Origin of the sequence: Sphingobium herbicidovorans (genome assembly GCF_002080435.1) — a bacterium.
GTDB lineage: Bacteria > Pseudomonadota > Alphaproteobacteria > Sphingomonadales > Sphingomonadaceae > Sphingobium > Sphingobium herbicidovorans.
On the sequence record NZ_CP020538.1, the window covers coordinates 598153 to 624725 of the forward strand.

Sequence of the window (26573 nt, forward strand, 5' to 3'; positions counted from 1 at the left end):
TCAGAACATGCTTTCAGGGATGATGATGACGTCGCCGGGCGCCAGCATGACATTCGCCTTGCTGTCGCCGCGTTTCAGCAGGTCGCCGATGCGCACGTTGAATTCCTGCTGCTTGCCCTCGTCCTTGTTAAAGCGGACCAGCCGCGCGCGGTTGCCCGCCGCATATTCGCTGAGCCCCCCGACAGAGATCATCGCGTCCAGCAGCGTCATATTGGCGCGATAGGGAATGGAAGCAGGCTTTTCGGTCGCCCCGACGATCCGCACCTGCTGGCTGAATGTGCCGGAAAATTGGTTGACGATTACCGATACCAAGGGGTTTTCGATATATTTGGTCAGCGCGACCTTCATGTCGTCGGCCAACTGCTTGGGCGTCTTTCCCACGGCGGGCATGTCGGAGATCAGCGGCGTGGTGATGCGCCCGTCGGGCCGCACCTGCACCTTTGCGCCCAATTCCGGGTTGCGCCAAACGAATATGGTCAGGTCATCGAGCGGCCCTATAACATATTCCTCGCCCGGCCCCTCCTGCTGCGAAACGAAGGATGCTGGCGGGAGTTGTCGGTCGCCGCCGCCCGAGGCGCAACCCGACAGGAGCACGGCGGGCACCGAAGCACCGATCAAAGCCCGGGAAAGCGACAGGAAACGCATATCTTCACCTCATGATCCAGCCGCACGGCCGCGCAGCCGCCAGATGATGAAGCGGCCGCAAAGCAATGGGCTTTGGCCATCTTCTTGCCTTCAAAGGGTAAAGATACGGTTAGGCGTCAAACTATTGGCATATCAGCCAAGTAATAGTTCCAGGGCGGGTGGATGTCCCAGAAAGGCTGCGGGGCTGGCGGACGCTCCATAGGCCCCTGCGACGAAAATCGCGATCAGGTCGCCTTCGGCCACAGCAGGCAGCGAAACCTTGTCGCCAAGCTTGTCGATGGGCGTGCACAGGCATCCGACGATCGTGACAGCCTCCTCGGCGGCGGGCGCGCCATAGCGGTTGGCGACCGCGATCGGATAATTGCGCCGCACCACCGTCCCGAAATTGCCGCTCGCCGCGAGTTGATGGTGCAACCCCCCATCGACGACCACGAACGTCTCGCCCTTGCTCTGCTTCACGTCGATCACGCGCGTCAGATAAACTCCCGCTTCACCGACTATCCAGCGGCCGAGTTCAATCGCGAACTTACTTGTCGACAATATGTCCGGCCGCGCATTCATTATCTGCCCCAATGCTTCGCCGATGGGAGCGACATCCAGCCGTTGGTCGCCGGGGAAATAGGGGATGCCAAAGCCGCCGCCCAAATTCACCAGCGGCGGCGACGCGCCCACCTCGTTCGACAACCGCGCCGCCAGACCGACCGTCGCCGCCTGCGTATCGATCAGCGCCTCGGCATCGAGGGCTTGCGATCCGGCAAAGATATGCCAGCCGCGCCAGTCCGCCCCGGCGGCGATAAGGGACCGGGCAAGTGCGGCGGCCCTATCCGCGTCGACGCCGAAGGGCTTGGCCCCGCCCCCCATGCGCATGCCCGATCCTTTGAGGTCGAAATCGGGATTGACCCTCACTGCAAGGCGAGGAATCCGCCCACGTTTCTCTGCAATGGCGAGCGCCCGTCGCGCTTCGCCCTCCGACTCCAGATTAAGCGTGATTCCCGCATCAATGGCAGCAACCAGCTCGTCTTCGCGCTTACCCGGCCCAGCAAAGCTGATATGGGCCGCATCCATGCCAGCGGCTAACGCGCGCGCCAATTCACCGCCCGACGCAACATCGAAACCATCGACCAACCGCACCATCCGTTCGAGCAATCCCGGGTGCGGATTGGCCTTTACAGCGTAGTGGAGCGACAATTCCTTCGGCATGGCATCACGCAGGACTTGCAACTGTCGTTCGACAATATTCATGTCATAGACGAACAGCGGCGTATCCCCCGCTTCATCCACCAGGCTAGCCGCGCCACAACCGCCAATCAGCAGCATGCCCTCCTCGCCTCCAAAAAAAGGCGGAATGGGTCCCATTGGCTTCATCGGTCATATTCCTTGGCAAGCGCCACGCGATCAATCTTGCCATTGGGTGTCCGCGGAAAATCCGCCAGCCTGACTATCCTGCGTGGCTGCATGAAATTTGGCAGCTCGGTCTTCAGCTTGGCTACAACGGCGGCTTCCGACCCTGCATCGTCCGATCGGATCAGCAACAGCACCGCCTGCCCCAGCCTTTCATCCTTTACCCCCAGCGCAACCGCCTCAGCCACGCCGGGCACGGCCACCGCCGCTTCCTCAATTTCGGAAGGACTGATGCGGTTGCCTGAGGATTTGATCATCGCATCGTCGCGGCCGACGAAATAAAGCAGGCCATCCGCATCGCGCCGCACGCTGTCGCCCGACCACACTGCCACGCCGCCGTAGCGGGACGCCGGGGGTGCTGGCCTGAATCGCTCCGCAGTCCGCGCAGGATCGCGCCAATAGCCCTGCGCAACCAACGGCCCACAATGCACCAACTCGCCGGTCTCATCATCATCGGTCAGGCTTCCATCCGGGCGAACGACCAATATCTCCGCATGCGGTATCGCCGAACCCATGGAATCTGGATGGCTATCCACTTGTTCCGGCGGCAGGTAGGTCGAACGAAACGCCTCCGTCAGTCCATACATGGGATAGACGTCAGCCTCTGGAAAAAGGCTGCGTAGTTTCGTGACCAGGGGCCGGGTAAGCGCGCCCCCACTGTTAGTCAGGCGCTTCAGTTTGCCGGCGACTTCTGCCTGCCAGTTCAATTCGGTCAGTTGTATCCAAAGCGGCGGTACGCCCGCCAACGTCGTTATGTCGCGACGGTCCACCGATTTCATGACGTCACGCGGCGTCAGATAGTCGAGCGGATATACGCACCCGCCGGCGTACCAGCTGGAAAACAGCTGATTCTGACCGTAATCGAAGCTGAAAGGCAGCACGCATAATGTCCTGTCATCAGCTGTCAGCTTCAAATAGTTCGCCACGGCCGCCGCGCCGAGCCACAGATTCGCGTGGCTCAACATCACGCCCTTGGGACGGCCCGTAGATCCGCTGGTATATAGTATCGCCGCCAGATCGTCCGGCCCAGCCGTCGAAGGCGGCATGGCGCCTCCGCCGCTCATGGCGCAAGCTGCGTCATCCTCCCGCAACAGGCGGCATTCCACTGGCACATCCGCAGGCGCCAGAGTGTCGAGGCGGCCCACCGTCCCTATCAAGAGTTGCGCACCGCTGTCGGCCAATATGTGCGCCACCTGCGCATGCTTGAGCAATGGATTGACCGGCACATGCACCAGCCCGGCACGCGGCGCGGCGAGCGGCATCAACGCAGCGACGGGGCCTTTGGCGATCCAACTCGCGACTCGGGCGCCCCTTTCCAGGCCGAAACCCGCCAGCCATTTGGCTAGCCGCCCGAGCGTTTCCTCCAGCTCCGCATAATTTTGCGATCCCGACCGCCCATCAAGCGCCGGGCGCGCAGGATCCCCTCGCAGCAGCAGATGGTCGATCGGCCGCACTTCCTCTCCGTCGATCAGGGTTGCACCGCTTAACTCCATTTCCAGACTTTTCACCTAAGGCAGAGGATGGTGCCGGGGAGATAGTGGTTTGCTGGTCACAAGGGAATATAGCACGGTCGCCGATGCCCGAATGGCTCTCTCGGGAAGGATGGACCGCGCCTCGACATCGTCCCTCTTCGACCGCATCGACTGGTTCGAATCGCTCCACGGCCACTGCTTCGCGCGTCAGCCTGTCCGCATCCTACAGGTGATTGAAGGCGCCACGGAGGCGTGGCTGTTTCTTCTTTCACCTTCGTCAGAACGGCAGACAGCGCTCGCCAATTGGTACAGCTTTTCCTGGTCTCCGGTCTATCTTGGCGACCCAGACGCGCAGACCCGGTGCAGGCTAACGGAAGTCCTGGCCGCCAACCTTATCAAGACATGTCGTCATATCGATCTCTATCCGGTGGCCGAATGCTCAGGCATGTTGCTCGACGCGTTCCGGCGCAGCGGCTGGTTCGGGGTGCGGCGGTCCATGGGCGGACGCCATTTGCTCGCTCTCAATGGCCGTGATTTTGCCGCATATTGGGCAGGTCGTCCCGGACGGCTGCGCAATCAGGTACAGCGCAAGGCGCGTACCAGCCGCTTCACCATCGACATTCACCACGACCTCACGGACGCGCTCTGGAAGGATTATGTCGCGGTTCATGCCAGCAGTTGGAAGCAACCCGAGCCGGGCCTGTCTTTCCTGCGCGAAATGGCCGCCCGCGAAGGTGAAGCGGGAACGCTGCGGCTTGGCTTCGCGCGGCTGAATGGACAAGCGGTTGCGACCCAGCTCTGGACAGTCGAAAATGGCACAGCCTTAATTCACAAGCTGGCGCATGACCGCGCCTTCGATGGCGGCTCGCCCGGCACGCTGCTGAGCCACGCGATGTTCGCCCACGCCATAGACAGCGACCACGTCCAACTCATCGATTATGGGACCGGCGATAACAGCTACAAGGCTGAGTGGATGGAGCAGCGCCAGACCCTGTACCGGCTCGACTTCTTCAATCCCCGATTCGCGTCCACATGGATTCCCGCCGCAAGAACCGCCATTTCCGCCCTTGTGGGTTAAAGGCGGAACGACTAGGTAAGCCGCCCATCATGCGGGCGGGAAACTTTATGCCGGTCGACCGGACAAGCGACGTAACAAACGCGATGCGCGATCTGCTGCGCGACGTGCTGGGACTGGCACAGGACCGCGTCGATTCATTCGATGCAGACACGCCCCTGTTCGGCGCGCTCCCGGAACTGGATTCCATGGCCGTCGCCACGCTGCTCACCGAAATGGAAGACCGCCTTGGCATCCTGATCGAGGATGACGACATCGACGGCGACACATTCGAGACCTTCGGCACGCTGACAGCCTTTGCGGAGACAAAGGTCGGCGACTGAGCCGCAGCCTACCAGCGCTCCGGGACGGCGATGGAGAGCGCACGGGTGCGCCCTCCAATCGACCTTCTATTCCGCGGCCATCGCCTCAAAATCCGCCTCGGCAAGAAACTTCTCGACATCCAGCGCCGCCATGCAGCCCATGCCCGCGGCCGTCACAGCCTGACGATATATCTTGTCGCTCACATCGCCCGCTGCGAAGACGCCCGGAATGGAGGTGCGCGTCGTCCCCGGCTCGACCAACAGATAGCCTTCGTCCATGGGCAGCTTGCCAACGAACAATTCGGTCGCAGGCAGATGCCCGATCGCGACGAACGCGCCATCTGTCTCAATATGGGACGCCTTGCCCGTGACCGTATCGATCAGGTCCACGCCGACCAGCCCTTCCGGGTTGCCGCCGCCTACGAAGCGATCGATCTTCTGGTTCCACAGCACCTTGATATTTGGATGCGCGAACAGCCGCTGCTGCAGGATCTTCTCCGCACGCAGCGAATCGCGCCGGTGGATCAGCGTTACGTCATGGCTGTGGTTGGTGAGATAGAGCGCCTCTTCAACCGCCGTATTGCCGCCGCCGATCACGACAACCTTCTTGCCGCGATAGAAGAACCCGTCGCAGGTTGCGCAGGCGGAAACGCCCTTGCCCTGCAACAACTGCTCGCCTTCCGCGCCCAGCCATTTCGCCTGCGCGCCCGTCGCGATCACCAGGCTGTCGGCATAATAGACGGTGCCGCTATCGCCCTTCAGGCGGAACGGACGATCGGAAAGATCGACGTCGACGATCTGGTCATACATCATCTTGGCGCCGACATGTTCGGCCTGCGCCTGCATCTGCTCCATCAGCCACGGGCCTTGGATGACATCGCGAAAGCCCGGATAATTTTCCACGTCCGTGGTGATAGTCAGCTGCCCGCCCGGCTGCATGCCCTGAACGACGATCGGCGCCAGGCCCGCGCGCGCGCCGTAAATGGCGGCGGAAAGACCCGCTGGACCCGAACCGAGGATCAGCATGCGAGTGGAATGGGTAGCGGTCATCTGATGTCCCCAGCTCTTTGGATTCGTTTGTCGGGATGAAATAGGCAGCGGCGCAGGACACGCAAGCCTGACGATGGCATCGATTTGCTTGGGGGCCGGGAAGATACGCCTTTGCCCTGCCCGTCTATCCCACATCGCAGGCAGACAGCCCCGCAGCCCTCCAGAGATCAATCCATCACGTTGGGCAGCCCCTCGAACCCCTTGCGCAGCGTCGCCGACCAACTGTGTGACAGCAGCTGGAATTCCTCATTATCCGCTTCAATCCGTGTACGAACCCGGAAGTCGAACTTGTCCCGCTCGATCACGTTGAGGTCCAGCGGCATGCCCACCGACAGGTTGGACCGCAGCGTCGAATCCATGGACACCAGCACAGCCTTCGTCGCATCTTCCAGCGTGGTATCCCGCTTGATGATGCGGTCCAGGATCGGCTTGCCATATTTATGCTCGCCAATCTGGAAGAAGGGCGTGTCCTCGGTCGCCTCTATGAAATTCCCGGCCGAATAAATCAGGTATAGGCGCGGCTTGCCGCCACGGCGCTGCCCTGCGACCAGGATCGATGCGTCCGCGCCCGACCCCTGCATCTCGATCGTGCTGCGATAATGGTGCTGCATCTCACACATCGCATCACCGACCAGTTGCGCGGCCCGGTGCATCGTCGCGCAATTGAGGATGCTTTCAACTTCGGGATCGAATTGTGAATCCTTGATCGCGCGGCCGAGCTTCGTCTTCACGCCCTGCGTGATTGACAGGTTGCCCGAACACATCAGGACCATCGCCCGCTCACCCGGCACGCTGTAGGTAAAGCTCTTCCGAAAACGTGCGATATTGTCCATGCCCGCATTGGTGCGGGTGTCCGACAGCATGACCAGTCCCCGGTCTACGCGCACCGCCACACAATAGGTCATCGCCCAGGGGGCTCCTATATTCGTTCAACCCTGCGGGATGGATGGCTGAAGGCTTTGTTGCTGCTGCCTTTGCAGCTGCCTTTCTTCCACCCCTTCCTCCGCCTGCGCGATCCGAACGTCCGCGTCAATCCAGATATCGCCTGCCACAGTCACCGACCCGCGGATTGGTGCAGCGGCATTGGCGTCCAGTCCCGATGCCAGCCGCAGGTATCGTTCGGTCACGCACACCCGGTTCGACGGGTCGAACCCGACCCAGCCCAGATCAGGCACCAATGCTTCAACCCACGCATGGGTTTCATGCAATGCTACGCCGCCCTCCGCCAGTAGGTAGCCCGTGACGTACCGCGCCGCTATGCCCATCGCGCGCGCTCCCGCGATGAATATCTGCGCGTGATCCTGGCACACGCCCGCCCCCAGTGCGAAAGCTTCCGCAGCCGTGGTGCCCGAATTCGTGACGCCGCTGCGATAGGCCACCGCATCGCTGACCGCCGCCGAGAGGGAATGGAGGCGCGCCAGCGGGCCGTCTCCATCGGGCAAGGCCAGGGCCATGTTTCGGATCGCTTCCGACATGCGGGTCAGGCGCGTTTCGCGGAGAAAATAGGCAGGCGGCACGCCCCCGCCTGTCCACCCCAGCACGCCGTTGGTATCGCAGGTCTCTACCAGCCCCTCAGCGACGATGACCGCATTGTCCAGCTTATCGTGGCGGATCCAGACCGCTTCCATCTCGCCAAAGCTGTTGGCGCGAAAGCCATCCACCGGCTCGCCATTCACGCTCACCTGCCATTCCAGCACCTTTTGCGCGCGCGTGTCAGTAGGCATGAGCTTCAGTCGCATCGCCACACGGCCAGCCGTCGCTGCATAGCGATACATGGTCTGGTGGCGGACCAGCAATTTCACGGTGCGCCTGCCTCCTTCAGCCGAAATGGTAGGTTTGGGCGATCTCCGCGCCCAGCTTGTTCGTCATCCGCAATCCGCTCTGCACGGTTTCATGGAGACCCACACGGAAAATCTCGCCGCTGTCGAGCTGCTCCAGATGGGCGACCATCTGGAGCACCGTTTCGTGGCAGGTCCCGCGGCTGTTGTGCCACCCGGCCAAGCGATTCAGGCGATAGGCGAGCTGATCGTAGCAATAGGCGACGCTGCGGGGAAAAAGACGGTTCAGCATCAGGAAGTCGGTGATCTGCCAAGGCGTGTAGGTGCCACCATATACATGATGATAGGCCCGCGCTCCCGACAACGCATACAGCACCGACGTCCACTGATAATGATCCCGATTGCCCCCGATCACCTCGGTCTCGGGCAGCAGCACATAATATTTGACGTCCAGCAGTCGCAGCGTCATCTGCGCCCGCTCCAGCGCCGACCCGGCGCGTAGAAAGTCGTGGCCTTCATTGCGCAACTGCCCGGAATGCGCCGCCCCGCGAAAGGTCATGACACGGGTCTTCACCCAGTCGATCAGCGCAGGAAGCTGCTGCCGCGCCTCTCCCACGTCATAGCTGTCCAGCTTGCGCCAGCCCTCATTCAATGCCTCCCACATATCCTGGGTCAGCATGGTGCGGGCCGACTTCGCGTTTGCGCGTGCCTTCAGCAAACAGGACCGGATCGAACTGGCATTATCAGGGTCCAGCATCAGGTAGGAAACAGCGTCGCTTTCCGTCACCTGCACGCCTTCGGGGAAGCTGCCGCCGTTGCCCGTCGCCCGCACCACGGATCGCCACTCATCCCGATGGTGCGCACCGGGCAGTATCGCCATGCGCTGCCCCATGGTCAGCAGGCGGGCCGTCGCCTCGGCCCGCTCCATGTAGCGCGCCATCCAGAACAGATTCTCAGCGGTCCGGCTCAGCATGCGCCCCTCCTCGCCCCATCATGCGCAGCGCGCCGGAGCCGCACGGACGGTGATAGGGGGCGCGCGCTATTCATTTCGATCAATCCTGCAACACCCACGTATCCTTCACCCCCCGCCCTGACTGGAGTTCACCACCAGCGACCCTTCGGTCAGCGCGACACGGGTGAGGCCGCCGGGCACCAGCCGGATCTGCTTGCCGACCAGGCAATAAGGCCGGAAATCTGCATGCCGCCCCACCACGGTCGCCGGACCCAATGTAGGCACGGTGGAAAGATCAAGCGTCGGTTGCGCGATAAACTCGCCGGGATTGGCCCGGATGCGGTCGGCATAGGCGGCAACCTCGTCTCTGGTCGACTTGGGTCCGATGAGCATCCCGTAGCCGCCCGACCCATGCACTTCCTTCGCCACCAGTTCGTGCAGATGTTCCAGCACATAGGCGCGTTCGTCGGGCTTGCTGCATTGCCACGTCTGGATGTTGTCCAGGATAGGCTGCTCGCCCAAATAAAAGCGGATCATTTCCGGTACATAGATATAAACTGCCTTGTCGTCGGCAATGCCGGCGCCGGGAGCCGACGCCAGCGTCACCCCGCCACTGCGATAGACGTTAAAAATACCTGGAATGCCGAGCATACTGTCCGGACGGAACACCAGCGGATCGAGATATTCGTCGTCTATCCGGCGATAAATGACGTCCACCTGCTTGGGCCCGAGCGTCGTCTTCATCCAGACGCGATCCTCATCGACAAACAGGTCCGCAGGCTCAACCAGCTCGATCCCCATCAGGTCGGCCAGGAAGCTATGCTCATAATAGGCGCTGTTGAGCGATCCGGGGGTCAGCAACACGACCACAGGGTCGCCCTTGCAGGCCGGGGGCGCGACTTCCTTCAGGCTCTTGAGCAACTCGGCCGGATAATCGTCCACCGGCGCCACAAGCCCCTGACCGAACAGTTCGGGGAACATGCGCGTCATGATCTCGCGATTTTCCAGCATGTAGGACACGCCCGAAGGTGTGCGGCAATTATCCTCCAGCACCTCAAACCGTGAGGGTCCCGTCCGGACAATATCGATGCCGACGATATGGCTGTAAACCTTTCCTGGCGGAGAAAAGTTAGCCATTTCAGCGAGATATGCGCTATTCTGATAGATGATGTCGGCAGGCATGATGCCCGCTTTCACGATTTCACCGCGGTGATAGACATCATGCAAAAACGCATTTAATGCCCGCGCCCGCTGGCGGATGCCCCGATCGAGAACACGCCACTCCTGCGCGGTGAAGATGCGTGGCAGGAGGTCGAACGGGATCAGCCGTTCCGGGTCCCCACCCTCGCCATAGACGGCAAAAGTTATCCCGATCCGGCGGAAAATCGCCTCAGCCTCATCCAATCGACGATTAAGCCCTGCAATGCCTGTCCGCTCTACCCAATTCTGCACTTCCGCATAACAAGGGCGTATCGAACCATCGGGCTCAAACATTTCCTGGAAGGGCAAAGCGTCAATCCTCCCTCGGGGGCATCCCCGGTTGTGCATTGCAGCATTAGTGCAATGTGACGGAACGATTGCAAGCGCAAAAGACGATCTACGGTTGCTGCAGGCATCTTTTTCGGCGGTGCGGCTATCTTGAGCATGGAAAGAGATTTTGCGTGCGATCCTCCAAACCCCGTTGACCCCACCAACCGCTCTGCTTATAGCGCGCCCACCGCAGCGAACGAGGTTCCTGCGCAGCCCATGGGGCGGAGTAGCTCAGCTGGTTAGAGCAGCGGAATCATAATCCGCGTGTCGGGGGTTCAAGTCCCTCCTCCGCTACCAACTTTACAGTCCACTTAGTTGGCACAGCCACCCGCAGCAGCCGTGCAATCCGCTTCTCGCCCCCGTCAGCTGTCGGTAAGCGGTGGCCTCAGCCCACGGCGATCCAGGGCATGAGTTCATGAACGCGATTGGCGGGATGGCCGTTGGCGAGCGCAGTGAGGGTCTGGGTCAGCCAGTCGTTTGGGTTGATCCCGCCCAGCTTGCAGTTTTCGATGAGCGTGGCGATGACCGCCCAGTTGTCGCCGCCTTCGTCAGAGCCGGCGAAAAGCGCGTTCTTACGGTTATGGAAAGGTATGCATAACCGTAATTATGCGAAGCGCCGGATTATGCGCAGGTGCCAACGGCGGGTTGTGCCCAGTCCGCTATTTTCCGCCGCATACGTTGCAGCATGACTAACTTTAGCTGCACATAATACGCTCCCCTCTCCGACCACCATCTGGAGAGGAGCGTTTTATGAAGTCTGATCTATTGCAGCCGGGTCCGCGCCGCTGGCTGACGAACAGTGTCTTTTCGTCCGTGGAGGAGGAGTATGTCTCTTATCTTCGAGCGGGCCGATATCATCCGCACACAGTGCGAGTGTATTTTGCTTGCGTCGCGCATTTCGCGAAGTGGACGACCGAGGAAGGCTTGGACATCGCGCTGATCGATGAGGCGGCGCAATGGAGGTTCCTGGATACCCATGTGCCGTCTTGCGATTGCCCTTACCCGGTCCGCAAGGTGCACCACGAGTTGCGCGTGGCTATCCGGCACCTTCTGCGTGTGCTTCGTGCCCAAAGGCGGATTGCGGCGATCGAACAGAGGGGCTGGCTCGATGGTGAACTGGCGGCCTTCGATCGCTACATGCGCGATGTCGGTGGCCTGGCGGACACAACGCGGCGGCAGCGGATCCATATCATTCGCCGGCTGCTCCTTGAGCGGTTCGGTGATGGCGAGATTGATCCTGAGAAGCTCGACCCGGCAGTCGTCCGGCGCTTTGTCATCGGCGAAGGCCGTTGTTGGAGTAGTGGCGCCGTGCGTGTCGCTGGCGGCACAGTTGGATGTTATTTCAAGTTTCGCAAGATGTTGGGCGATGATGTCGGTCGGCTCTTGCAGGCGATTCCGCGGGCCGCGCATTGGCGCCTGGCGGAGTTGCCCGACGTGTTGTCGCCAACCCAGATTGACGAGGTTCTCGCGTCATTCGACGATCATCTGCCCTCACGGCGGCGCGCTTACGCAATGGTCAGATGCGTCACCGATCTCGGGCTACGATGTTCCGAGGTCGTAAAACTTCGCCTCGACGACGTCGATTGGCGCAACGGGATCATTCGTATAGCCAGGACCAAGACGCATTTCACCGACAGCCTTCCATTGCCGGTGGCCACCGGCGACGCCATCGCAGACTATTTGCGCCATGAGCGGCCGAAGACCAGTAACCGTGCGATTTTCGTTCGCCATGTAGCGCCGTATGACGTCCCGATCAGGGCGGGCGTCGCCAAGCATGCGGTGATCGCGGCTTTCGCACGATGCGGATTGGATCGGACTGATCCCCACATCCTTCGTCACAGCATCGCGAGCCGCCTGCTCAGCGACGGCACGCCCATGAAGCACATCGCCGATATCCTGCGTCACCGTAGCCTCGACACGTCGAAGATTTACACCAAGATCGATCTCCGTCGGCTGTCGGCCGTGGCCATGCCCTGGCCAGGGAGGGCCTCATGATGTCGATTACCATGACAGCGCAGGTAGAGGCCTACCTTGCCGAGCGTACATCGCTGGGCTTCCGTGGAGATGGGCCGAACGCCAGCCAGCTTCGATCCTTCGGCAGTTTCTTCGATAGTTCTGGCCACCAGGGTTCGCTGACATCGGACCTAGCCATTGAGTGGGCAAAGGGGCATGCGCGAGGCAGTGAACCGCGAGCGTGGGCGCGCCGGCTCGACATACTTCGGCCTTTCGCCGCCTACCTTCTGCGGGAAGATCCGGCCACTGAGTTCCCGCAGGCCCAGATATTCGGCAGGTCCCAGCGCAGGGCCACGCCCCATATCTACACTGAGGACGAGATCTCGGCGTTGCTTGCAGCGGCACGTCGCCTCGACCCAGAAGGTGGCCTGCGGCCTGCTGCGTTCGAAGCCTTTTATGGACTGATTGCCGCAACCGGCCTGCGCGTTTCCGAAGCGATCAAGCTGCGCTGCGCCGATGTGGACCTCGGAAGTCGATGTTTGACGGTCCGGATGACGAAGTTCAGCAAATCGCGGCATGTGCCGCTCCACGCCACCGTCGCCGTTGCGCTCGCCGACTATCTTGGCATGCGGGACCGCTTCCTGCCACGCGTGGCTGAGGATCCATTTTTCGTCTCGACCCCATCACGATCGCTAAAAAAGCGTGCGGTACATTGGACATTCCAGAAGTTGCGCGACGAAGCCGCCATCGTTGCCCGCGGTGCCTATCGCAACGTTCGCATCCATGACCTCCGGCACACATTTATCTGCAGGCGCATTCAACGGTGGCAAGCTGAGGGTGTCGATATCGACAATGCGATCGCGGCCCTCTCAACCTACGTCGGTCATGCAAAGGTGTCAGACACCTACTGGTATTTGACCGGCATCCCGGATTTGATGGCCACCGCAGGCAACCGCTTCGAGAGTTTTGCTTTCGGGGAGGCGGTTCATGACTGACCGTACCCCTCCAACATTGCCGACGCTCGTCCAGCGCTTCTTTCTGGATCATCTCGGTGAGCAGCGCGCGGTCAGCGCTCAGACCGTAGCGGCATATCGGGATACCTTGCGCCTGCTCCTCAACTACGCGGCCGTGGCACTCCATCGAACGCCCAGCGCTATCACGTTGCCCGATCTCGACGCGCCGTTGTTGCTCGCCTTTCTCGACCATCTCGAGAAGGATCGAGGCAACAGCGTTCGAAGCCGCAACGCACGTCTCGCCGCGATCAGGACGTTCCTTAAATATGCATCGCATCACGACCTTGCGTCGCTAGCAACGATAGAACGGGCGCTGGCAATCCCCTTCAAGCGATTTGATCGATCAATGGTCGGGTTTTTGTCACGGCCCGAGATCAGCGCCATTCTCGACGCACCTGACCGGCTTAGCTGGGCTGGACACCGCGACCGCGCCTTGTTCAGCATGATGTACAACACGGGCGCCCGCGTTTCCGAGATGATCGGCATGCGGTGCCGGGACGTTGTGCTTGAAGGTCAGCCCGCCGTGCATCTGCGTGGCAAGGGCCGCAAAGAACGCAGCGTGCCGCTCTGGCGTCTGACTGCCGCGCTCATCAGGTCCTGGCGCCGCCAGATCGGCGATCCCTCTGGGGATAGTTTCCTGTTTCCGAACCGAAGCGGCGGCCGCATGACCCGCTCGAACCTCACTCAGCGCTTGAACCTTGCCGTTGTGACCGCAGGTCGCAAGAATCCAAGTCTCCTTGACCGCCCGATCACACCCCATACGGTTCGGCACACAACAGCGATGCACCTGCTTCAATCGGGCGTCGATATCACCGTCATCGCCCTGTGGCTCGGTCATGAAGATACGGCCACGACGCATATGTACGTCGAAGCCGATCTCGCGATGAAGGAACAGGCTCTGATGAAGCTGCAACCAAGCGCCGCCGCGCCGGGCCGCTTCCGAGCCTCGGACAATCTGATGAGCTTCCTGCAGTCGCTGTGATTATGTGAAGTTTATGGCTGCGGGTCTAGTGCAACAACTGGCCCCGCCGTTGGCACCTGCGCATAATCCGGCGCTTCGCATAATTTCGGTTCAAAGCCAAGGGGCGGATTGATCGCTCGACGGTGTTGGTGTCGAGTTCGATGCGGCCGTCGTCGATGAAGCGGACGAGGCCAGCCCAGCGGCCGGTCGCATAGCGAATGGCTTCAGCCAGCTTGCTCTTGGCGCTGATCTGCCGGAGCCGGCCATCGAAATAGAGCTTGAGGTCCTCGATGATGATGCGGCTGCGTTCGGAGCGCTCAAGGCGGCGGTGTTCAGCGGTCGAGCCGCGCACCTCGTCTTCGATGGCATAGAGCATGGCGATCCGGCGCAATATCTCGGTCGCGACGGGAGAACTGGCGGCAAGATCGTAGAACTTGCGCCGGACATGGGACCAACAGAAGGCGAGGCTGAGCTGCTGGCCGCGCCGCTTGGCCAGAGCTGTATAGCCGCCATAGCCATCGACCTGCAGGATGCCTGCAAAGTCTCCAAGGTGGATGTCGGGCCGCTCGGCCTTGCGGTCTGCCGCATAGACATAGGCGACCATGGGCGGACCTGCGCCACCCCATGGTCGATCATCGCGGGCATAGGCCCATAGCTGACCGGTCTTCGTTCTGCCGCGCCCTGGATCAAGCACCGGCGCGGTAGTCTCGTCGGCGAACAGGCGCTCGGATCGCCGGAGCTCCTCAAGGGTCCGGTCGCGCAGCGGCCGCAGATACCATGCTGCCCGGCCCACCCAGTCCGCCAGGGTGGAGCGATCGAGCCTGATATCCTGCCGGGCATAGATCTGAGCCTGCCGGTATAGCGGCACATGATCGGCATACTTTGAGACCAGCACCTGTGCGATCAGCGCTTCGGTCGGAATCCCGCCTTCGACTATCCGCGCCGGAGCAGGCGCCTGGACGATCGCGCCTTCACAGGAGCGACAGCCATAACGCGGGCGGCGTGTCACCAGCACGCGGAAGGTGGTGGGCACGACGTCCAGGCGCTCAGCGACGTCTTCGCCGATCTGGTGGAGCAGTCCCCTGCAGCAAGGGCAGGCCTTGTCGTCGATATCGACAATCTGTTCGATCCGCTCGAGGTGCGCGGGCAAGGAGCCGCGGTTGGTCTTGCGGGGCTGATCGCTGCGGGAACGCGGCGCAACAGCTTCTCTGGCAGCCCGAGCATGCCCAAGCGCCGTCTCGACATCTTCCAGGCCCAGCTGGAGCTGATCGGCATCGAGCTGTTCGGACCGGCTGCCGAAGCGATGCCGCATGAAGGCCTTGATGATCGACTGGAGGCGTTCGATCTCGGCGTCCGCTTCGCCCTTGGCGACGTTCAGCTCCGCCAGTCGGACCTCAGATGCGGCCCGCTCCTCCGCCAGCACCCGGGACTGCTCCAGGACGAGCGCACGGAGCGCGTCGATGTCATCCGGCAGGTCCGCTTGCGTGAGCATTGTAGCAGTGAATCAGCGGAGCAAAGGCTCGTCAACCGGCAATCTGCGGGGCCTGCGGTCGACGGCCGCCATGAACCCGGCGCCAGTCCAATCCCTCCAGAAGCGCACCCAACTGGGCGGCAGAAAGACGCATCACGCCGTCCTGGATGCCGGGCCACTTGAAGCCGCCTTGCTCAAGACGCTTCGCCATCAGGCACAGGCCGGTCCCATCCCACCAGATCAGCTTGATCCTGTCGGCACGCTTGGCGCGAAAGACGTAGATCACACCGGAAAATGCATCGCCGCCATATTGCGCGCTCACCAAAGCGGCCAAAGCGTCCGGCCCTTTGCGAAAATCCACCGGACGCGTCGCCACCATGACGCGGGCGCCAACTCCCGGTCCAATCATCGCGTCGCCCTGAGCGCTTCGATCACCGCAGCGATGACGCCGGCATCGGCACCGCGGCCGATCTTCACTGCCACTCCGTCGATCTCCAGCTCGACCGCGCTGTCCTTTGCACGCGCCTGCTTCCGCGGGCGCTTCGCCGGAGCCGGTTCGATCGACGGCGGCTCCTCGATAATCGCGGGGACGAACGCGGGCGCCATCGTAGGGGCGACCGGCAGCGCAACGCCGCGGGCCTCCATCTGCTTGCGCAGCTGCCGCCGCCAGGTGAATAGCTGCGATGGGCTAAGACCGTGCCGACGAGCAACGGCGCAGACCGTCTCCTGCTTGGAATAGCTCTCCGCGATGATCGCGGCCTTCACTTCGGGCGGCCAGTCCCGCCGCTGGCCTGCACCGGTGAAAACCTCGAACCGCTGAACCTTGCTGGTGCCAGCATCGTCACATGGCATCGTCATAGCACCAGCGTCCTCCATCCTGATCAGGAGGCGCAGACTCGGGACTACCCTTTACGTCCGCAAGGTGGGGCCGCGGCACCGCTTACAGCTGTCGCAGCGAGGCCCCTCGAGCTTCAGGGTCCATTTCAGCGCCCCCAACAGCATGGCCTGATGTGCCGGTTCGGCATAGGATTGCGCCGTATGGCCGAGCCCCGAATAAAGAGCCCTGCCTTTGCCGACACAGTGCCACCAGACGATTGGATGATCGCTGCCCATGTGCAGGTCCATGCCGAAAATGCCTTCCGGTTTGTAGCTTCGTTCATCCAGAGCCGCGAGGATGTGATAACCGGGTTTGCGGGGCGGCTTGTCAAAGGAATACCATTCGTCCGTGCGTGACCAGTCGGCCGGCAATCCGCGGGTAGCCGGATGGGTGCGATCCTCGACGATCACCGTTGCTTTCTGAAATTGGGGGGAGAGAGGGTGGCCGATGAAGTTTGTCCCAATCACCTCATTTGTGTACCAGGACCAGCCCTTATGCGAGCTGTCGCCGCTGGCATGAATGGCCAGGAAGCCGCCGCCCTTCTCGACAAAGGTCTTGAACGCCGCCTGCTGTTCCGGCGTAAAAACGTCGCCGCTCACATTGTTGAACAGCACAGTATCAAATCGCGACAGAATATCAGGGCGAAACACCGCGCCGTTCTCGGTCTGGAAAGAACTCCAGCCATTGTCGCTTGCAAAGCGAGCGAACAGCAGGTTGGCGGCCGGGATCGCCTCCTCATGCCGGAAAGCGTTCGTCTTGGAAAATATCAATACCGCCGGACGCTTGATCTGCGCGGGTAACGGTGGCGGAACTGTCTCATACACATGCTTGCCGCCCAGATACACGCGTTGAATCAGGTCCCAATTCAACGCCAGCGATACCGCTACAAAGCCAGCCGCGCCCAGCAGCGTCCACATCGCAATCTTTTTGATAATGGGAAACATGGACGCTGCCTCATTCTATGCGCGGATCCGGCACGCCGGTTTCAGATTTCCAGTTGCGAGCCCAGCTCGACCACCCGGTTCGTCGGCAGCTTGAAGAAGGCCATTGGGCTTTCCGCATTTCGCACCATCCAGGCAAAAAGCCGCTCGCGCCAGATCGCCATCCCGGGCCGTGAAGACGGGACGAGCGTCTCACGGCTGAGAAAATAGCTGGTGTCGGCAACACCGATTGGCCCGCCACAATCATGGACCGCTTTCATGGCGGCCGGGACATCTACATTCTCCATGAAACCATGACGCAGTATCAGGCGATAAAAACCGGCTCCATGATCTTCCGCGCTCGTTCTTCCATCGAACGGCAGATGCGGCACATCTTCGGTCCGCACGGTCAAGATGATATTGCGTTCGTGCAGGATGCGGTTGTGCTTCACATTGTGGAGCAAGGCAGGAGGGACGCCCTCCGTCGTCGATGACAGGAAAATGGCCGTGCCCGGCACTCGCTTAAGCGAAGCGCCTGCCGATTTGATGAACAACTCCAGATCCATCGCGTCCTCGCGCAGATAGTTGCGCATGATCCGCCTTCCCGTCGCCCAGGTTGTCAGAACCAGGAAGCATACCGCCGCGACCAGCAGCGGGAACCAGCCGCCATCGGGAATCTTGGTGGCGTTGGACAGGAAATAGGCGCCATCGATCACAAGGAACAGGCCGGTTACAGCACCCGCCAGAAATGGGTTCCAGCGCCACACGCTAAAGGTCAGCACCCCCATCATACAGGTAGTAATCAGCATCGTGCCAGTGACCGCGATGCCATAGGCAGCTGCCAGGTTGCTGGAACTGCCAAAGCCTAGCACGAGCAGCATGACGAGAGCCAGCAACGTCCAATTGATCAGAGGCATATAGACTTGCCCGGCGGCCGACGCACTTGTGTGCAGGATGCGCAGGCGCGGCAGGAAGCCCAGCTGCACAGCCTGACGCGTCACGGAAAAGGCGCCCGAAATCACTGCCTGGCTGGCAATCACTGTCGCCAGCGTAGCCAGTATCACCAGCGGCAGCCGCGCCCATTCAGGGGCCAGCAGGAAGAAGGGATTTTGCGCAGCCTCCGGTTGATCCAGCAGCAGCGCGCCCTGCCCCAGATAATTCAGCATCAGACAGGGTAGCGCCGCATATAGCCAGGCAATGCTGATCGCCCGGCGCCCGAAATGCCCCATGTCGGCATAAAGCGCCTCAGCTCCCGTCACCGCCAGCACCACCGAGCCAAGCGCCAGGAAGGCTAGTTTGGGATCGATCTCGAAGAAATGCAGCGCCCACCACGGATTGACGATCAGGATGATCTCTGGATGCCGGATAATATTGGCTATACCCAATATCGCGAGCACCAGGAAGTAAACCGCCATGACGGGGCCGAACAGCGCGCCGACCCTTGCCGTGCCGAAGCTCTGGATCACAAAGAGCGCAATCAGGATCACGATCGCGATGGGCAGGACCAGAGGAGTCAGCCCGGCCTGCACGACCGTCAGTCCCTCTACCGCAGACAGCACGGAGATTGCGGGCGTGATGATGGCATCGCCGTAGAACAATGCCGTAGCCAGCACGCCCAGCACTGCGACAGCTGGCGTCCAGCGCGTCTCTCCCATCCTGCGTCCGATCAGCGCCAGCAACGCCATGCTGCCGCCTTCACCATGATTGTCGGCGCGCATGATGATGAACACATATTTGACCGTCACGACCAGCGTCATGGTCCAGAAGATCAGCGACAGAACACCGTAGATGTGCACGGGATCAACGGCCAGCGGATGATGGCCGACGAAACTTTCCTTCAGCGCATAGAGCGGGGATGTACCGATGTCGCCGAACACAACCCCCAGGGCGCCAAAAGCCAGCGAAGGTAACGAGCCATGCTCACCAGGGGCGCCACTGCTCGTCCTCACGTCATTGCCAGCCATCAGACAGAAAGTCCCCACAGTCCGCGCGATGCCTATGCCACAGACTTGGGCGGCGACACCATGGGGCGGAAGCGCGATCCATGAAATTAATATCGCGGGCCTTCAGGCCGAAACTCCCCCCTGCCCCTTGTCAGCCCCTGGAAAGCGCGCCAATGACGGCAGCAACATGAATTGAGGGGATTGCTGGCCGATGAGCCATTATGACGTTCTGATCGTTGGCGCGGGGCATGCGGGTGCACAGGCTGCCATTGCGCTTCGTCAACTGGGCTTTGAAGGTTCGGTCGCCATGATCGGCGACGAAAAGGACCCACCCTATGAGCGGCCGCCATTGTCCAAGGAATATTTTGCGGGCGAAAAGAGCTTCGAACGCATCCTGATCCGCCCAGCCAGCTTTTGGGACGATCGCAAGATCGACATGCTGCTCGGCCGCCGGGTCAAGGCCATCGATCCTGTAGCCAAGACCGTCACGGCCGGCGGCGAACAAATTGGCTATGACAAGCTCATCTGGTGCACCGGCGGCAGCCCTCGGATGCTGACCTGCAATGGTGCGGACGCTGAAAATGTCCACGCCGTGCGCCGGCGCGACGATGTCGATGCGATGATGGCGAAGCTTGACCGGATCAATCATGTCACCGTGATCGGCGGGGGCTATATTGGACTGGAAGCAGCCGCCGTCCTCAGTAAATTTGGCAAGAAGGTCGTGCTGCTTGAGGCGCTGGACCGTGTTCTCGCGCGCGTCGCGGGGGAAGAACTGTCCCGCTTCTACGAGGCCGAGCACCGCGCCCATGGCGTCGATCTGCGTACTGGCGCGAAGATGGACTGCATCGAGGTTACGGACGGCAAGGCTACGGCCGTGTTGATGCAGAATGGCGAGCGGATCGAAACCGACATGGTTATCGTGGGCATCGGCATCATCCCCGAAACCGGTCCGCTGATCGCGGCAGGCGCCGCAGGTGGCAACGGCGTCGATGTCGATGAATATTGCCGCACCAGCCTGCCCGACATCTATGCTGTCGGCGATTGCGCATCCCATGCCAACCGTTTCGCCCGCGGAGCGCAGATCCGGCTCGAATCGGTCCAGAACGCCAATGATCAGGCGAAAACGGCGGTACAGCATATTATGGGCAAGGAAGACGCCTATGACGCCGTGCCGTGGTTCTGGTCGAACCAATATGATCTGAAGCTGCAGACGGTCGGACTGTCGATCGGCCATGACCACACCATTCTGCGCGGCGACCCCGCAACGCGCAGCTTCTCGGTCCTCTACATGAAGGCGGGCAAGCTGATCGCCCTTGATTGCGTCAATGCGGTCAAGGATTATGTCCAAGGCCGCGCCCATGTGATCTCGGGGGCGCTGCTGGACCAGGCACAGCTCGCCGACGCCTCCGTGCCGCTCAAGGAAGTAGGCCTCGCCTGAAGGGTTCGTTGCAATCTCGATAGACTCTGATCGTCAGGCTGAACGCTCAAGCATGACGATCAGAGGACAATGATGAACATCAGCCTGCTCATACTACAAGCCGAAACCGATCGCCGTCGGCACTTGCGGGTTTCGAAGCCCACGCTATCACCCGGATAGTGAAACTTTTTCAAGGAAATGACGGAGTCATGTCGAGGCGACAGGGAATATGCCTATGGTCGCTCGCACTCTTTGCCCTGTTGTCATCTGGTCCTGCGATTGCGGCGACGCATGGCTATACGATCACGAGCTTCGATGCGATCCGGGTCGATGCTCCCGTCGAAGTGATCATCACCACGGGCGCAGGCGCGTCCGCGCGAGCGGAGGGCGATCAATCACTGCTCGACCGTCTGAAGGTGGAGGTGTCCGGACGCCTGCTGACCGTTCGCATGGATCGTCCCCGGCCGGGTGAAAGATCAGGCGGTCGGGCCACGGTGCGGCTGTCCACCGGTTCGCTGGCAAGGCTGGTGCTGACCGGCGGCGGCAGCGTTTCCGTTAACCGGATGAAGGGGTTGCGCGGCGACATCATATTGGGCGGCAACGGCGACGTCAGTGTTGCTGCGGTCGATGTCGATCAACTGAATCTTGGTCTTTCGGGTGCAGGCCGGGCTACGCTGGCAGGCAGGGCGGCGACGGCATCGCTGCGGTTGAACGGCCCGGGAGCGGTCGAGGCCGAGAGCCTGCGTGTCCGGCAAGCAACGGTCAGTAATGATGGCCCGGGCAACATCGCACTGACTGCGGAGGTGACAGCGAAAATATCGGCCTCCGGCTCGGGCGACGTGACGATAGTGGGTAAGGCCGCCTGCCAGGTGGATAATCGCGGCACCGGCCGGATATCCTGCGGCGGTGAAAGCTATTAGTCACGTTGGTCGCGCACCTCCTCGCTCCGCCCCAACCTTATCAAAGTCTTTACCGCGCGCCCGCTAGGGTCATGGCGATCTGAAACAGCCGGATTGCCCCATGTTCGCTCGTTGCCTGCTTATCTTCCTGTTCCTGGCCGCGCCTCAGACGGCGAATGCACAGGTCGCGGTGGCCGACAGCGGCGACACCGGCTGGATGATCATATGCGCGCTGCTGATCCTGTTTGCCGCTCTACCGGGCCTGCTGCTGCGCCATGCGGGGCTGGTGAATGTGCGGAGCGCCCTTTCCGCGGCCATGCAGGGCATTGCGGTTGCGGCGGGGGCATCGCTTGTGTGGGCTATCGCGGGATACAGCCTGTCCTACGCGCCGGGCAGCGCCTGGCTCGGCGGCGGCGCTAACCTGTTCCTCGCCAATCTGGGTTCGCTGCGTGAAGGGCTGACCGTCCCCGAATCCGCCTTCGTCCTGTTCCAGATGGCTCTTGCCCTGTTAGCCGCCTGCCTTCTTCCGGGCGCGGTGGCGGAGCGCGCACGCTTCGGCTGGATGGCGGGGCTTGCGCCACTATGGCTGCTGATCGTCTACGCCCCGGTGGTCCACGCGGTCTGGGGCGGAGGTTGGCTCGCAGAATTCGGCGTCATGGACTTCGCGGGCAGTCTCGTCATTCACACGAGCGCCGGGTTTTCCGCGCTGGCTTTATCCGTGATACTCGGCAGACGCCGGACGCCGGGTACCGCCAGCCATGCTCCGCTGCTCAGCCTTGCGGGTGGCGCACTGGTCTGGATCGGCTGGGCGGGCATGGTCGGCGGGTGGGCGCTAGGCGCGACTGATTCCGCCGCCACCGCCATCCTCAATATGCATTTTGCCGCCTGCGCCGGGGCGCTGACCTGGATGCTCATCGATCGCATCGCCACAGGCTATGTGAGCGCCACAGGCGCAGTTTCTGGCGCTGTCGTAGCTCTTGTCGCCATATCTGCTTCGGCCCCGCTCATCGGCACTGGTGGCGCAATGCTGATCGGCTTGATCTCCGCCCTTCTGTGCCGGACAGGCAAGGCCATGCTCGCAAACCGCATCGATGACCCGGCAGACGTCTTCCTCCTTCACGGCATCGGCGGCGTGATCGGCACGCTTCTGCTGCCGCTATTCGTCCAGCCCCTTCTTGGCGGCGTCGGGTATGCAGCGAACATCAGCATTTCCACCGCCATGCTGAGCCAGCTTTCAGGCATCGCCATCGTCGCTCTGTGGTCGATGGCTGGGACGGCGATCGCAGCACTTCTCCTCTCCGTCATGCTCCCGATGCGTATCAGCGCACAGCAGGCTGCGAGCGGCCTTGATCAGCTGGATCACGGGCAGCAGGGCTGGGACTTCCGCTAAAATCATGGGGATTGCCGTCGGCATCTTCGCGCATCAGGAAGAAAGGCGCATCGGCCTTTGCCTTTCCTCGCTGCCCCTGGATCGCCCGGACACAATCTATCATGTGCTCGTGAACGGATCGACCGACGCCACCGCAGCCCTGGCGCGCAGCGCCGCTGGTGGAAGATCCAATGTGCTGGTCCATGATATCGCAGCAGGCGGCAAATCGCGGACCTGGAACCACTTCGTCCACGATCTGCTGGTCGGAAACGATCAGGCTGTCATCTTCCTTGATGGCGACGCAGAAATCGCGCCGGGTTCGATCGACAGCTTGGTACGGGCCCTTGACAAAAAAGACGTAAATGCAGCTTCTGCCATGCCTCTCAATGGTCGCCAGGCGTCCCGATACCGCGCCAAGCTGCGTGAGGAAGGCGGCCTGTTTGGCGATCTATATGCACTGTCAGGCGGCTTCGTGAACCGTATCCGTACACGCGGATTACGGCTTCCCGAAGACCTGATCGGCGATGATGGACTTGTCGCAGCCTGGGCACATACTGATCTATCGACCGATGATGCATGGGAGCGCGAACGTATTTCCGTCTGCGAGGATGCCGGTTTCTTCTGTGAGCCGGTCCGGCTCGCCAGCCCCCTGACATGGAAAATGCAATATCGCCGCATGATCAATTATTCGGTCCGCTTTTTCCAGAACCGGATTGTGTCGGACATCATGGGACGGGACGGGCCAACCGGCCTGCCTCGCGAGATTCGCACCCTCTACCCCACATGGCTTCCGCGTTTTGCGCCCCGTCCCGGTCCCACAGGCTTGTTCGATCGAAAGGCGCTCGCACGGATGCGGCAGGCGATCTAGCGGTCCTTACCTGCCAGCTCCTTGTTGATGAACAGCGCAAGGCCAGTGACGATCGCACCCGAGAGCAAGTATACGCCGGACGCCGCCAAGCCGAAGGTCACTGACAGCGCCAGCGCCACCAGCGGCGCAAAGCCAGCCCCCACGAGCCAGGCCAGATCCGACGTCAGGGCCGAACCCGTATAGCGGGTGGCGGTCGAGAAATTGGACGCCACCACGCCCGACGACTGCCCAAAGCTGAGCCCCAGAAGCATGAAGCCCAGAATCATGAACGCGATCTCGGCCAGTTCCCCGCCGTTCAGCAGCAGCGGCGCAGCGATGCTGAATATCCCGATACCAAGCGCCGACCAGGCCAGCAGCTTGCGACGTCCCACCATGTCCGCCACGAACCCCGAAACGACGATCGCCAGAATGCCAACGCTGGCTCCAATCGCCTCGATCACCAGGAACCGCTCCAACGGCTGCTGCGTGTAAAGCGCAATCCACGACAGCGGAAACACAGACACCATGTGGAATAGCGCGAAGCTGGCCAGCGGGGCGAACGCACCGATGACGATGTTGCGCCCCTCGCTCCGCACCGTTTCCAGCACCGGCGACGGCTGCAGCTCACGCGTTTCAAACAGCCGTTCGAACTCATGAGTCACCACGATCCGCAACCGGGCGAACAGCGCCACGACGTTGATCGCGAACGCCACGAAGAAGGGATAGCGCCACCCCCAATCGAGGAAGTCCCCCCGAGAGAGCACTGACAGGAAGAAAGCGAACAGGCCGCTCGCCACGACCAACGCTATTGGCGCCCCAAGCTGCGGCATCATTGCATACCAGCCGCGCTTGTTCTGCGGCGCATTGAGCGACAACAGTGACGCGAGGCCGTCCCAGGTCCCACCCAAAGCGATCCCCTGCCCCGCCCGAAACACGGCCAGCAGAACGGCAGACCAGATGCCGATGGTCTCATATCCTGGCAGGAACGCAATGAAGGCAGTCGATCCGCCGAGCAGGAACAGCGCGATAGTCAGCTTCACGCCCCTCCCATAGGCGCGATCCACCGCCATGAAGATGAAGGAGCCAATCGGCCGCGTGATGAAGGCCAGGGCAAAGATGGCGAAGGACCAGAGGGTGCCCGCCAGCGGCGTCAGATAAGGGAATACATGCGCCGGAAACACGATGCAGGAAGCGATTGCGTAAACGAAGAAGTCAAAAAATTCCGACGTGCGCCCGATGATCACGCCAATGGCGATCTCTCCGGGGGCAACCTTGTGATCCCGCGCGGTTACAAGACGCGCGTCGCGCTCCAGCGACGTGGAAGATGGAGTGGTGGTCGCGGCGGTCATCGGAGATAGCAAGCCTTCATGCTGCGGGAACGATCCATGCCAACATTCGTCGCAGCATAGCGAATCATCCCGGTGATCGACAGGCCATTGCCCTATTTCGCACCCGCGAGGGGATAGGACAAAAGGTCCAATGTCGATCCCCAAGCACCCCTCCTATGCGGGCTTCATGACCGCACGCCTCGTTCCCGTACCAGCTGCGTTTTTGCGCCGACTCGCGCCCTTGTTGCTGCTTCCGCTGGGAGCGTGCGACTGGGTGGTCATGTCGCCCTCCGGCGATGTCGCGATGCAGCAACGCGACCTGATCGTGATTTCCACGCTGCTTATGCTGCTCATCATCCTGCCGGTCATGGCCATGACCATATGGTTCGCATGGCGCTACCGGGAAAAGGCGCAGGCAAAGGACTATGATCCCGACTGGGATCACTCGACCAGCCTTGAACTGCTGATCTGGTCGGCCCCGCTGCTGATCATCATCGCACTGGGCGCGATCACCTGGACCAGTACCCACCTGCTCGACCCTTACCGCCCGATCGAGCGTCTGGACGCCGATCGCAAAGTCGAACCGTCGGCAAAGCGATTGCAGGTCGAAGTCGTGGCGCTCGACTGGAAATGGCTGTTCATCTACCCGGAACTGGGGATCGCAACCGTCAACGAACTGGCCGCCCCGGTCGACCAGCCGATCGAATTCAAGATCACCTCATCAACCCTGATGAACAGCTTCTTCGTCCCCGCGCTCGCAGGGCAGATCTATGCCATGCCGGGCATGCAGACGGTGCTGCACGCCGTCGCCAACAAGCCCGGCGATTTCGAAGGCTTCTCCGCCAACTATTCGGGCGCTGGCTTTTCCAACATGCGCTTCAGGTTCAGGGCGATGGATCAGGCCGGGTTCGACCGCTGGGTCGCCCAGGTCAGGGCAAGCAACGCAAGGCTGGATCGCGCCGCTTATGTAAAGCTGGAGCAGCCCAGCGAAAAAGTGCCCCCGATGTATTTCGCCGGCGTCGAGCCCAAGCTGTTTCACGCCGCGCTCAACATGTGCGCCCAGCCGGGCAAGCGCTGCATGGACGAAGTCATGATGACCGACATGATGGGCGGCGCGGGCAAGGAGTCTGCACGCGATACGCGGGGCCTGCGTCATGACGGCACAATCGACGTTGGCGGCTATCACCCTGTCGAGCCAGGCAAGAAGGGTGAGATCGCGCAACCCGCCGGCATGACCCCGGCGGCGGAAAGAACGCCAGCCGCGCAGGGCAATGAAGCCCCCGGCCAAAAAGACACCGATCACAGCGGGCATCACGGCCATGAAGGCATGTAGCCTGATGCAGCGCAGCCCGCTTCCCCACTGTCTCTCT

At 61.6% G+C, this 26573-nt stretch carries 22 protein-coding genes, 1 tRNA gene and 3 pseudogenes; 11 read left to right on the forward strand and 15 right to left on the reverse strand.

Annotated elements, in window-relative coordinates:
- The 3 genes from B6S01_RS02860 to B6S01_RS02870 form a co-directional block, all read right to left on the reverse strand.
- On the reverse strand, positions 1 to 645 hold the full coding sequence (locus tag B6S01_RS02860) for an XrtA/PEP-CTERM system exopolysaccharide export protein (protein WP_037466275.1): 645 nt from the start codon (positions 643 to 645) through the stop codon (positions 1 to 3).
- Between the two features lie 132 nt (positions 646 to 777).
- Positions 778 to 2010: a pyridoxal-dependent decarboxylase, exosortase A system-associated gene (locus B6S01_RS02865; RefSeq protein ID WP_037466276.1), complete on the reverse strand. Its 1233-nt coding sequence runs from the start codon at positions 2008 to 2010 to the stop codon at positions 778 to 780.
- Positions 2007 to 3539 carry an acyl-CoA ligase (AMP-forming), exosortase A system-associated gene (locus B6S01_RS02870; RefSeq protein WP_037466277.1) on the reverse strand — a complete coding sequence of 511 codons (1533 nt, stop codon included), beginning with the start codon at positions 3537 to 3539 and terminating at the stop codon, positions 2007 to 2009. Before B6S01_RS02870 ends, B6S01_RS02865 begins: the two co-directional genes overlap by 4 nt.
- Before the next feature lie 49 nt (positions 3540 to 3588).
- Between B6S01_RS02870 and B6S01_RS02875 the strand changes: the two genes are divergently transcribed.
- Together B6S01_RS02875 and B6S01_RS02880 are read left to right on the forward strand one after the other, a co-directional pair.
- Entirely contained in the window at positions 3589 to 4596 is a 1008-nt protein-coding gene (locus B6S01_RS02875; protein WP_037466279.1) for a GNAT family N-acetyltransferase, read from the forward strand.
- 29 nt (positions 4597 to 4625) lie between these two features.
- Positions 4626 to 4916 (forward strand): acyl carrier protein, encoded by a 291-nt coding sequence (locus B6S01_RS02880; RefSeq protein WP_037466280.1) that lies wholly within the window; start codon positions 4626 to 4628, stop codon positions 4914 to 4916.
- A gap of 66 nt (positions 4917 to 4982) precedes the next feature.
- On the opposite strand, the gene trxB is transcribed toward B6S01_RS02880, so the two are convergent.
- The 5 genes and pseudogenes from trxB to B6S01_RS02905 all read right to left on the reverse strand — a co-directional run bounded on the left by trxB (position 4983) and on the right by B6S01_RS02905 (position 10184).
- The gene (gene trxB, locus B6S01_RS02885) at positions 4983 to 5945 is read right to left on the reverse strand and encodes a thioredoxin-disulfide reductase (RefSeq protein WP_037466282.1); all 963 of its coding nucleotides are present in this window, start codon (positions 5943 to 5945) and stop codon (positions 4983 to 4985) included.
- A gap of 167 nt (positions 5946 to 6112) precedes the next feature.
- Positions 6113 to 6850, reverse strand: a complete 738-nt coding sequence (locus tag B6S01_RS02890) for a peptidase (RefSeq protein ID WP_037466285.1) — start codon at positions 6848 to 6850, stop codon at positions 6113 to 6115.
- A gap of 24 nt (positions 6851 to 6874) precedes the next feature.
- On the reverse strand, positions 6875 to 7747 hold the full coding sequence (locus B6S01_RS02895) for a transglutaminase family protein (RefSeq protein WP_037466287.1): 873 nt from the start codon (positions 7745 to 7747) through the stop codon (positions 6875 to 6877).
- 16 nt (positions 7748 to 7763) lie between these two features.
- The gene (locus B6S01_RS02900; protein ID WP_037466289.1) at positions 7764 to 8696 is read right to left on the reverse strand and encodes an alpha-E domain-containing protein; all 933 of its coding nucleotides are present in this window, start codon (positions 8694 to 8696) and stop codon (positions 7764 to 7766) included.
- Between the two features lie 79 nt (positions 8697 to 8775).
- A pseudogene (locus B6S01_RS02905) lies at positions 8776 to 10184 on the reverse strand (circularly permuted type 2 ATP-grasp protein).
- A 241-nt stretch (positions 10185 to 10425) separates the two neighbouring features.
- Between B6S01_RS02905 and B6S01_RS02910 the strand changes: the two are divergent.
- Positions 10426 to 10502 (forward strand) — tRNA-Met (locus tag B6S01_RS02910).
- Between the two features lie 88 nt (positions 10503 to 10590).
- Here the strand turns inward: B6S01_RS02910 and B6S01_RS02915 are convergent.
- Positions 10591 to 10785, reverse strand: a pseudogene (locus B6S01_RS02915) (transposase domain-containing protein); the annotation flags it as partial.
- Positions 10786 to 10955: 170 nt separating this feature from the next.
- Between B6S01_RS02915 and B6S01_RS02920 the strand changes: the two are divergent.
- Genes B6S01_RS02920 through B6S01_RS02930 form a run of 3 tightly spaced genes read left to right on the forward strand, consistent with a single transcriptional unit; the run spans position 10956 to position 14153 of the window.
- The gene (locus B6S01_RS02920) at positions 10956 to 12200 is read left to right on the forward strand and encodes a site-specific integrase (protein ID WP_037467461.1); all 1245 of its coding nucleotides are present in this window, start codon (positions 10956 to 10958) and stop codon (positions 12198 to 12200) included.
- A complete protein-coding gene (locus B6S01_RS02925) occupies positions 12197 to 13153 on the forward strand; it encodes a tyrosine-type recombinase/integrase (protein ID WP_007015333.1) in 957 nt (318 codons plus the stop codon). Before B6S01_RS02920 ends, B6S01_RS02925 begins: the two co-directional genes overlap by 4 nt.
- Positions 13146 to 14153, forward strand: a complete 1008-nt coding sequence (locus tag B6S01_RS02930) for a site-specific integrase (RefSeq protein ID WP_037467462.1) — start codon at positions 13146 to 13148, stop codon at positions 14151 to 14153. Before B6S01_RS02925 ends, B6S01_RS02930 begins: the two co-directional genes overlap by 8 nt.
- Before the next feature lie 76 nt (positions 14154 to 14229).
- On the opposite strand, the pseudogene tnpC reads toward B6S01_RS02930, so the two are convergent.
- The 5 genes and pseudogenes from tnpC to B6S01_RS02955 all read right to left on the reverse strand — a co-directional run.
- Positions 14230 to 15624: pseudogene (tnpC, locus tag B6S01_RS02935) on the reverse strand (IS66 family transposase); the annotation flags it as partial.
- Between the two features lie 31 nt (positions 15625 to 15655).
- The gene (tnpB, locus tag B6S01_RS02940) at positions 15656 to 16012 is read right to left on the reverse strand and encodes an IS66 family insertion sequence element accessory protein TnpB (protein ID WP_037462191.1); all 357 of its coding nucleotides are present in this window, start codon (positions 16010 to 16012) and stop codon (positions 15656 to 15658) included.
- A complete protein-coding gene (tnpA, locus tag B6S01_RS02945) occupies positions 16009 to 16461 on the reverse strand; it encodes an IS66-like element accessory protein TnpA (RefSeq protein WP_051907962.1) in 453 nt (150 codons plus the stop codon). The genes tnpB and tnpA overlap by 4 nt, the downstream gene beginning before the upstream one ends.
- Before the next feature lie 51 nt (positions 16462 to 16512).
- Positions 16513 to 17424, reverse strand: a complete 912-nt coding sequence (locus B6S01_RS02950) for a ThuA domain-containing protein (RefSeq protein ID WP_051907960.1) — start codon at positions 17422 to 17424, stop codon at positions 16513 to 16515.
- A gap of 41 nt (positions 17425 to 17465) precedes the next feature.
- Positions 17466 to 19364 carry a potassium transporter Kup gene (locus tag B6S01_RS02955; protein WP_051907958.1) on the reverse strand — a complete coding sequence of 633 codons (1899 nt, stop codon included), beginning with the start codon at positions 19362 to 19364 and terminating at the stop codon, positions 17466 to 17468.
- A gap of 190 nt (positions 19365 to 19554) precedes the next feature.
- Between B6S01_RS02955 and B6S01_RS02960 the strand changes: the two genes are divergently transcribed.
- From B6S01_RS02960 to B6S01_RS02975, 4 genes are all read left to right on the forward strand, one after another.
- The gene (locus tag B6S01_RS02960) at positions 19555 to 20781 is read left to right on the forward strand and encodes an NAD(P)/FAD-dependent oxidoreductase (RefSeq protein ID WP_037462189.1); all 1227 of its coding nucleotides are present in this window, start codon (positions 19555 to 19557) and stop codon (positions 20779 to 20781) included.
- A gap of 188 nt (positions 20782 to 20969) precedes the next feature.
- Positions 20970 to 21680: a head GIN domain-containing protein gene (locus B6S01_RS02965; protein WP_051907956.1), complete on the forward strand. Its 711-nt coding sequence runs from the start codon at positions 20970 to 20972 to the stop codon at positions 21678 to 21680.
- A gap of 100 nt (positions 21681 to 21780) precedes the next feature.
- Positions 21781 to 23049 carry an ammonium transporter gene (locus B6S01_RS02970; RefSeq protein ID WP_037462187.1) on the forward strand — a complete coding sequence of 423 codons (1269 nt, stop codon included), beginning with the start codon at positions 21781 to 21783 and terminating at the stop codon, positions 23047 to 23049.
- A 4-nt stretch (positions 23050 to 23053) separates the two neighbouring features.
- Positions 23054 to 23896 (forward strand): glycosyltransferase, encoded by an 843-nt coding sequence (locus tag B6S01_RS02975; RefSeq protein WP_037462185.1) that lies wholly within the window; start codon positions 23054 to 23056, stop codon positions 23894 to 23896.
- On the opposite strand, the gene B6S01_RS02980 is transcribed toward B6S01_RS02975, so the two are convergent.
- Entirely contained in the window at positions 23893 to 25224 is a 1332-nt protein-coding gene (locus B6S01_RS02980) for an MFS transporter (protein ID WP_037462183.1), read from the reverse strand. The genes B6S01_RS02975 and B6S01_RS02980 overlap by 4 nt on opposite strands.
- A 166-nt stretch (positions 25225 to 25390) precedes the next feature.
- Here B6S01_RS02980 and cyoA point away from each other — a divergent pair, with 166 nt between their 5' ends.
- A complete protein-coding gene (gene cyoA, locus B6S01_RS02985; protein ID WP_037462364.1) occupies positions 25391 to 26536 on the forward strand; it encodes a ubiquinol oxidase subunit II in 1146 nt (381 codons plus the stop codon).
- Positions 26537 to 26573 lie beyond the last annotated feature (37 nt).

Excerpts from the sequence above, each read along its gene's own strand:
- B6S01_RS02860 (WP_037466275.1), bottom strand. The coding sequence starts at position 645 with ATGCGTTTCCTGTCGCTTTCCCGGGCTTTGATCGGTGCTTCGGTGCCC.
- B6S01_RS02865 (WP_037466276.1), bottom strand. The coding sequence starts at position 2,010 with ATGAAGCCAATGGGACCCATTCCGCCTTTTTTTGGAGGCGAGGAGGGC.
- B6S01_RS02870 (WP_037466277.1), bottom strand. The coding sequence starts at position 3,539 with ATGGAGTTAAGCGGTGCAACCCTGATCGACGGAGAGGAAGTGCGGCCG.
- B6S01_RS02880 (WP_037466280.1), top strand. The coding sequence starts at position 4,626 with ATGCGGGCGGGAAACTTTATGCCGGTCGACCGGACAAGCGACGTAACA.
- trxB (WP_037466282.1), bottom strand. The coding sequence starts at position 5,945 with ATGACCGCTACCCATTCCACTCGCATGCTGATCCTCGGTTCGGGTCCA.
- B6S01_RS02890 (WP_037466285.1), bottom strand. The coding sequence starts at position 6,850 with ATGACCTATTGTGTGGCGGTGCGCGTAGACCGGGGACTGGTCATGCTG.
- B6S01_RS02900 (WP_037466289.1), bottom strand. The coding sequence starts at position 8,696 with ATGCTGAGCCGGACCGCTGAGAATCTGTTCTGGATGGCGCGCTACATG.
- B6S01_RS02920 (WP_037467461.1), top strand. The coding sequence starts at position 10,956 with ATGAAGTCTGATCTATTGCAGCCGGGTCCGCGCCGCTGGCTGACGAAC.
- B6S01_RS02925 (WP_007015333.1), top strand. The coding sequence starts at position 12,197 with ATGATGTCGATTACCATGACAGCGCAGGTAGAGGCCTACCTTGCCGAG.
- B6S01_RS02930 (WP_037467462.1), top strand. The coding sequence starts at position 13,146 with ATGACTGACCGTACCCCTCCAACATTGCCGACGCTCGTCCAGCGCTTC.
- tnpB (WP_037462191.1), bottom strand. The coding sequence starts at position 16,012 with ATGATTGGACCGGGAGTTGGCGCCCGCGTCATGGTGGCGACGCGTCCG.
- tnpA (WP_051907962.1), bottom strand. The coding sequence starts at position 16,461 with ATGACGATGCCATGTGACGATGCTGGCACCAGCAAGGTTCAGCGGTTC.
- B6S01_RS02950 (WP_051907960.1), bottom strand. The coding sequence starts at position 17,424 with ATGTTTCCCATTATCAAAAAGATTGCGATGTGGACGCTGCTGGGCGCG.
- B6S01_RS02955 (WP_051907958.1), bottom strand. The coding sequence starts at position 19,364 with ATGGCTGGCAATGACGTGAGGACGAGCAGTGGCGCCCCTGGTGAGCAT.
- B6S01_RS02960 (WP_037462189.1), top strand. The coding sequence starts at position 19,555 with ATGAGCCATTATGACGTTCTGATCGTTGGCGCGGGGCATGCGGGTGCA.
- B6S01_RS02965 (WP_051907956.1), top strand. The coding sequence starts at position 20,970 with ATGTCGAGGCGACAGGGAATATGCCTATGGTCGCTCGCACTCTTTGCC.
- B6S01_RS02970 (WP_037462187.1), top strand. The coding sequence starts at position 21,781 with ATGTTCGCTCGTTGCCTGCTTATCTTCCTGTTCCTGGCCGCGCCTCAG.
- B6S01_RS02975 (WP_037462185.1), top strand. The coding sequence starts at position 23,054 with ATGGGGATTGCCGTCGGCATCTTCGCGCATCAGGAAGAAAGGCGCATC.
- B6S01_RS02980 (WP_037462183.1), bottom strand. The coding sequence starts at position 25,224 with ATGACCGCCGCGACCACCACTCCATCTTCCACGTCGCTGGAGCGCGAC.
- cyoA (WP_037462364.1), top strand. The coding sequence starts at position 25,391 with ATGACCGCACGCCTCGTTCCCGTACCAGCTGCGTTTTTGCGCCGACTC.